The sequence below is a fragment of the Methylacidiphilum sp. Yel genome (assembly GCF_004421185.1).
Taxonomy (GTDB): domain Bacteria; phylum Verrucomicrobiota; class Verrucomicrobiia; order Methylacidiphilales; family Methylacidiphilaceae; genus Methylacidiphilum.
This window is the reverse complement of record NZ_LXQB01000015.1, coordinates 21516-27515: the sequence shown is the minus strand read 5'-3', so window position 1 is coordinate 27515 and position 6000 is coordinate 21516. Positions and strand designations below refer to the sequence as shown.

Here is a 6000-nt window from a genome sequence, read left to right as displayed (position 1 = left end):
TTTATTGGATTTCAATTGTTCTTTTCTGTTCATACATAATTATACTACACATAGCTATAATTTATCGCCTTATATCCCCATGCCTGAAGGCAGGGGCATTACGGCGATGGATGGTAAAAAATAGCCGGAAAATATTTTTCATGCCCGGCTCAAATACTTTCCATCGGTTGTGCTTACTTTGACCAATTCTCCTTCTTTAATAAAAAGCGGGACCTGAATACACAACCCTGTTTCAAGGATAGCTGGTTTCATCACATTAGTTGCAGAATCACCCTTAAGCCCTTCTGGTGCTTCCACGACTTTCAACACCACACTTTGAGGCAGTTCTATAGCAGCTAGCGTATCATCAGCAAACAGAAGATCCACAGGTTGATTCTCCTTTAAAAAATCCTTGGCTTTTCCTACCATCTCCTCCGGCACAGAAAAGGTCTCATAAGTTTCTGGATCCATAAAAACAAAACTATTGCCTTCTCTATAACTATACTCACAACGCCTTCGGACTAAAGAGAGCAACTCTACTTTGTCTTGAGAGCCAAATCTTTCGACAAAAGACTTCCCTGTTTTCAAATTTCTTAAAGTCATCTGTACAAAAGCTCTTAAATTACCTGGAGTTCTATGTAGTGTATCTAAAACAAGACAAATAGCCCCGTTATGCCGTATCGCTTGACCTTTCCCTATGTCACTCGCATTGACAAACATAACCAATCTCCTTATAACAATCGATGGATAGCTAAATCCTGAGAATCTATTAAACCTACCACTTTGTACGCTTCATCCACAACAATTAAATCTTCTATTTTATTGTGCTCAAAAACATTAAGAACTTCAACTGCAAGTTTATCAACTCGTACCGTCACTGGATTTTTGGTCATTACATTTCCTAAGGATACTTCGCCAATTTTGGGATTAAGCTCATAATGCCTTACGAAATCCCCATGGGTAAAGATCCCAATAACTTTTCCCTCCGAATTGACCACCACCACAGCTCCCGCCCTTTTTATATTCCACAGCTTCAGAGCCTCTTTTACTTTTGCCTCCGCTTCGAGAACTACAATTTGAGGCAAAGGACGCATTATATCGCCTACCTTTAGGAGTAAATTTCTCCCCAGTGTTCCTCCGGGATGAAAGCGGGCAAAATCCTCTTTTTTAAATCCTCGTTTTTCAAGTAACACCATAGCTATGGCATCCCCTAGAACGAGCATCGCTGTGGTACTCGAGGTAGGAGCTAAGTTCAAAGGGCAAGCTTCCCTACTGACCCGAACATTCAAAATGAGATCAGAATTTTTCGCTAATGTCGAATTTTCATTGCCAGTAATTGAAACCAAAGAGGTTGCAATTCTTTTTAAATGAGGAATAAGCCTAAGAATTTCTTCCGTTTCTCCACTATAACTCAAGGCAATAACAGCATCTCCCTTATTAACCATTCCCAAGTCACCATGAAAAGCATTAACGGCATCAAGAACCACGCTTGGGGCCCCAGTGCTTGTTAAGGTTGCTGCTATTTTTTTACCAATATGGCCTGATTTTCCAACTCCAGTAATGACAATTTTTCTGTTAGCTAAAATTGTTCTTTCCAAAACCTCAATGGTTTGTTCAAAAGAAGAGTCAAGCTGTTTTTGAACAGTGCGTAACGCGTCCATTTCTAGATCAAAAACTTTTTTCGCTAAACTAATCAAATTCATTGCCGTCCACACAAAGGAAAAAACAGCTTAACTGATTTTATGGCATCATTTCAATGCTATTTTAACACAATCAGCAGCAAGCCTTCTCTATTGCTTAGTTTTTAAAACATAATGCGCTTTTAGTCCACGTACTTTGTTGCAGAGATAGGCAATAGGGGAAATCAGAGCCATTCTCCATGAAATCTCTTTATATACCAATTTTTGACTGTCTGTACAGTAATGCAGTAGGTAAGTAATATACCCCAAAGCCATAGATAATAACTAAATGGTAATGGAACAAGTCCCGCTGCTTCTCCAAAAAAACTATATGGTATAAGATGACCAATGACAATGACAACAGCAGTAGCCAAAACCAGCGGTTTTGTGGCAATACTTTGGATAAAAGGAATTTTCCTCGTTCTTATCATATGCACGATCAAGCTTTGTGAAAGTAAAGATTCAACAAACCAACCGGTATGAAACAGACTTTGAGTTTCGATTGAATTTGCTCCAAAAACAAACCACATGACTCCATAGGTTACATAATCAAAAACCGAACTAATCGGTCCAATGATGAACATAAACCTCAGAATGCCTTCAGCCTCCCATTTCCTAGGCTTGGCAATAAAGTCCTCATCCATTCTATCCCAAGGAATCAATGTTTGTGAAAGATCATAAATCAAATTAAGAATTAAGATTTGAAGGGGGCTCATGGGTAAAAAAGGGAGTAAAATTCCTGAGCCCAGGATGCTCAATACATTACCGAAATTAGAACTCACAGCCATTTTTATGTACTTCACCATATTGCCAAACATTACCCTGCCTTCAATAACGGCTTGTTCTAAAACGATCAGGCTTTTTTCCAAAAGAATGATTTCAGCCGACTCCTTAGCAATATCAACGGCCGTATCCACAGATATTCCCACATCTGCTTCTCTCAAAGCTTGAGCATCATTGATCCCATCCCCTAAAAATCCAACAATATGTCCCCCAGTCCTCAAGGCTCGAATCACTCGTGCTTTCTGTAGAGGAGACATTTTGACAAAAATATTTGCTTTTTCAGCTGCTGTAATCAATTCATCATCGGTTAAGTTTTCTATTTCCGAGCCACGCATGACTCCTCTGACTTCCAATCCAATCCAATCGCAAATTCTTCGTGTAACTAATTCATTGTCTCCAGTAATAATTTTAACTTCCACTCCATAGTTCTTCAGTGCCCGCACAGCATCTTCAGCATCATGCTTTGGAGGATCCAGAAAAGCAATAAAGCCACAAAGGGTCATCCCCTGTTCATCGTTCACTGAAACAGGTCTATTCATTTCAAGAGGCAATTCCCTAAAAGCAACCGCAAGAACTCTTAACCCATCACTATTTAAATCATCCCGAAGAGCCAGAGCTTTCTTCTTAACGTCTGGAGTTAATTCTATTACTTTTCCATCCTTTAATAGGCTGCCACAGATAGCAATCATTTCCTCAACGGCTCCCTTCGTTATCAAAAGATCTTTTCCTGTGGTAATTTCCCTTGCCACTACGGACATTCGGCGCCTTGTAAAATCAAAAGGGATCTCATCAACTTTTGTGTAGTGAAAAATGAACTTTTTACCTTCTTCCTTTTTATCCAGAACAGCCTGGTCAAGAAGATTGCGTAAACCGCTTTGATAATAACTATTGATATAGGCATATTTCAAAACCTCTTCGTTCTCGTTCCCTTCCGGATCAAGATATTTTTCCAAAATAATCTTGTTATGGGTTAAAGTTCCTGTTTTATCCGTACAAAGGATATCCATTGCTCCTATATTCTGAATCGCATTGAGTCTTTTCGTGACGACCTTATTTTTTGAAAGTAAAAGGGCCCCTCTAGCCAGACAACCGCTAACGATCACCGGGAGCATTGTTGGCGTAAGCCCAACGCCAACTGCCAGAGAAAAAAGGAAGGCATCCATCCAACTGCCTTTGGTAAAGCCATTAATGAGAAAAATCACCGGTATTAATGTTCCAATGACCTGAAGCAGTAACCAGCTGATACGGTTTACCCCGACATCAAAACTGGTCATTGTCCTATAACCCCTGAGACTCTTCGAAAAAGCGCCAAAATAGGTATTTTCACCTGTGGCTAAGACTACGGCAGTCGCCGTTCCGCTAATGACATTTGTACCCAGATAGGCAATGTTAGGTAGAGAAAAGGGATCCGTTCTTTTTTGTTCATTGAGGGAAGCAGGATAAACCGTGTCATACTTTTCTACAGGCATGGATTCGCCTGTGAGAACTCCCTGGCTAACAAAAAGATCTCTTGTAAAAATAAGTCGAACATCAGCAGGGATCATATCTCCAGCAGACAATTGGAGAATATCCCCTGGAACAATCTGGCTAATGGGCACCTCTCTTACTTGGCTTGACTCATGGTTAGAGACTATCGATGCCTCTTGATCTTGTTCCTTATCCCATATCCTCTTTACCGATGCAGTTGTCCTTACCATGGCTTTGAGTCTTTCGGCAGCTCTGCTTGACTGAAACTCTTGACTAAATCGTAATACTACGCTCACCACGACCATAATCATCATGATAAGGACGCTTTCTTTTTCTCCCACTGATCCTGCAACCAAAGCAAGAAAAGTCAAAAGAAGAGCAAAAGGATTAAAATAACTTTGCAGAAGCATAATGAACCAGCTAGGTATTTCTTCTTGTTTGATCTCGTTATAGCCGTATTTTTCCAGTCGTTCTTCAACTTCCTTCTCGGTGAGGCCTTCTGGACGGGTCTTTAATTCAGTATAGAGATCTGAAAGAGATACCTGACTTGCTTTCTTGAGCCTTTCAAATATGCTTGCTTCTTTTTCTTTCAGAAAAGCTTCTTTTTTCCTTTCTCCAAGGCGTACCTTCCCAAGGAAGAGCTCAAAGAAAATAGCTCTCCAATTCCTTTTTTCGATAAGCTTTTTGTCTTTCCTTGTATTTCTCATTATCAATCGATACGAATCCACCGGCTATATTTATGAATCTCCGAAATTTTTAAGACCAAACAAAGATGAAAAACAATAAAATGGAAGAGGAAGGAAAGCCATAGTATGGATTTTATTTTTTTTCAAGACAAAAAAACGATTTCACACACTTTCTTCTTTTTCCCACTCCGCTTTCCATGGGGGACTAACAATACAAAAAAAACAAAGAGGACTCTCTGATGTATTTTCTATCCATTGAATATAGCCAGGAGGAACATAAACAAGACTTAAAGCTTTTACTGGATAACTCCTCTGATTGTTTGTCTTAAAAATCCCTTCTCCACTTATAAAAAGGTAGATTTCTGGTTGGCTGAGGCTATGAGGCTTTGTTGATCCCCTCGGCTCTAATTTCCCGTAGGCAATAGAGAAAGGTAGCCTTAAGCCTATTTTGTCCGGATGAAATAGTTCATTCAATAAAGAGCCGTCTTGGGCAACAAAAAATTCTTCAGCATTGAGCTGTTTGACAAAGAATTGATTTTTCATTGTCCATCTTTTTTCTTTTCTAGTGAGCTTTGCTCCAAAAATAACGCTGTTTGAAACAATAAAAGACATTCTAAGAAATGAAAGCGCACCTACTTGCTTTTTTAAACTTTTCTTTTTTCATTTATCAGATCAGAGATTAGCATAGAAAAAGAAATGGTCAGATCGATAGATACTACCAATAAAATCAATAACACTCATTTAAAAGATTTTTTTCCTTTGCTGTCTTAAGCCAGAGCTCTTCAGAGCATATTGCATCTATAGCCTGCAAATAGAGAAAAAGAAATGAAGCAATTTAGAGATCAAAGCTGAAAAGATTGGCAGTCCATTCTTTCCCTAAGCATGAGGAGAAACTTTCCACGGTAGAATAGAATAATTTTAAAAATCATGAGTAGTGCGCTCGGGGAGATTTGAACTCCCATGGGGGATACCCACTAGAACCTGAATCTAGCGCGTCTGCCAATTCCGCCACGAGCGCAATAAAATGAGGAAGAGATTAGTTTAAATCTATAAAAAGTGATAAAAAAAGAAAATAATTTTCACTTCGCTATCCAGAATAAAACAGAACCATCTTCTCAAGGATGCATGAGGAACGTCCAACTGCGAGTAGATGCTTTCAAATTGACCACCATATAGGTAGCGAGGTGAGCCTTAGGTTTTGAGTTTTCTTTAGGCTTCCTTAACTCAGCCTAAAGAGCTGTAAAGCTAATTTCCTGTTATGCGAAAGCTGATTGCAGGCCCGCCAAAATCAACTTCTCCACAGGCTCAAGATCAGGGAAATCAGAGCCCGATTCCCTGGAGCTGCCACGTAATATTCTAAAATGCCTCAGCAAATGATCACCATCTGGAGCGTGTTCTTGGTTTTA

General features: G+C 39.5%; 4 protein-coding genes and 1 tRNA gene. All 5 read right to left on the bottom strand.

Translation table 11 applies throughout. From position 1 onward, the window contains the following. Positions 1-138: 138 nt before the first annotated feature. Complete coding sequence (efp, locus tag A7Q09_RS03015) at positions 139-699, bottom strand: elongation factor P (RefSeq protein ID WP_134389834.1); 561 nt, start codon at positions 697-699, stop codon at positions 139-141. Positions 700-710: 11 nt separating this feature from the next. Next, positions 711-1682: an SIS domain-containing protein gene (locus A7Q09_RS03010; protein WP_134389833.1), complete on the bottom strand. Its 972-nt coding sequence runs from the start codon at positions 1680-1682 to the stop codon at positions 711-713. A gap of 161 nt (positions 1683-1843) precedes the next feature. Then, on the bottom strand, positions 1844-4615 hold the full coding sequence (gene mgtA / locus A7Q09_RS03005) for a magnesium-translocating P-type ATPase (RefSeq protein WP_244228480.1): 2772 nt from the start codon (positions 4613-4615) through the stop codon (positions 1844-1846). 141 nt (positions 4616-4756) lie between these two features. Beyond that, positions 4757-5137 (bottom strand): cupin domain-containing protein, encoded by a 381-nt coding sequence (locus A7Q09_RS03000; RefSeq protein WP_166791901.1) that lies wholly within the window; start codon positions 5135-5137, stop codon positions 4757-4759. 392 nt (positions 5138-5529) lie between these two features. Beyond that, positions 5530-5612 (bottom strand) — tRNA-Leu (locus tag A7Q09_RS02995). Between the last annotated feature and the right edge of the window lie 388 nt (positions 5613-6000).

What these genes read in the sequence shown, in the direction of transcription:
- efp (WP_134389834.1), bottom strand. Translation starts at nt 699, where the DNA reads ATGTTTGTCAATGCGAGTGACATAGGGAAAGGTCAAGCGATACGGCAT.
- A7Q09_RS03010 (WP_134389833.1), bottom strand. Translation starts at nt 1,682, where the DNA reads ATGAATTTGATTAGTTTAGCGAAAAAAGTTTTTGATCTAGAAATGGAC.
- mgtA (WP_244228480.1), bottom strand. Translation starts at nt 4,615, where the DNA reads ATGAGAAATACAAGGAAAGACAAAAAGCTTATCGAAAAAAGGAATTGG.
- A7Q09_RS03000 (WP_166791901.1), bottom strand. Translation starts at nt 5,137, where the DNA reads ATGAAAAATCAATTCTTTGTCAAACAGCTCAATGCTGAAGAATTTTTT.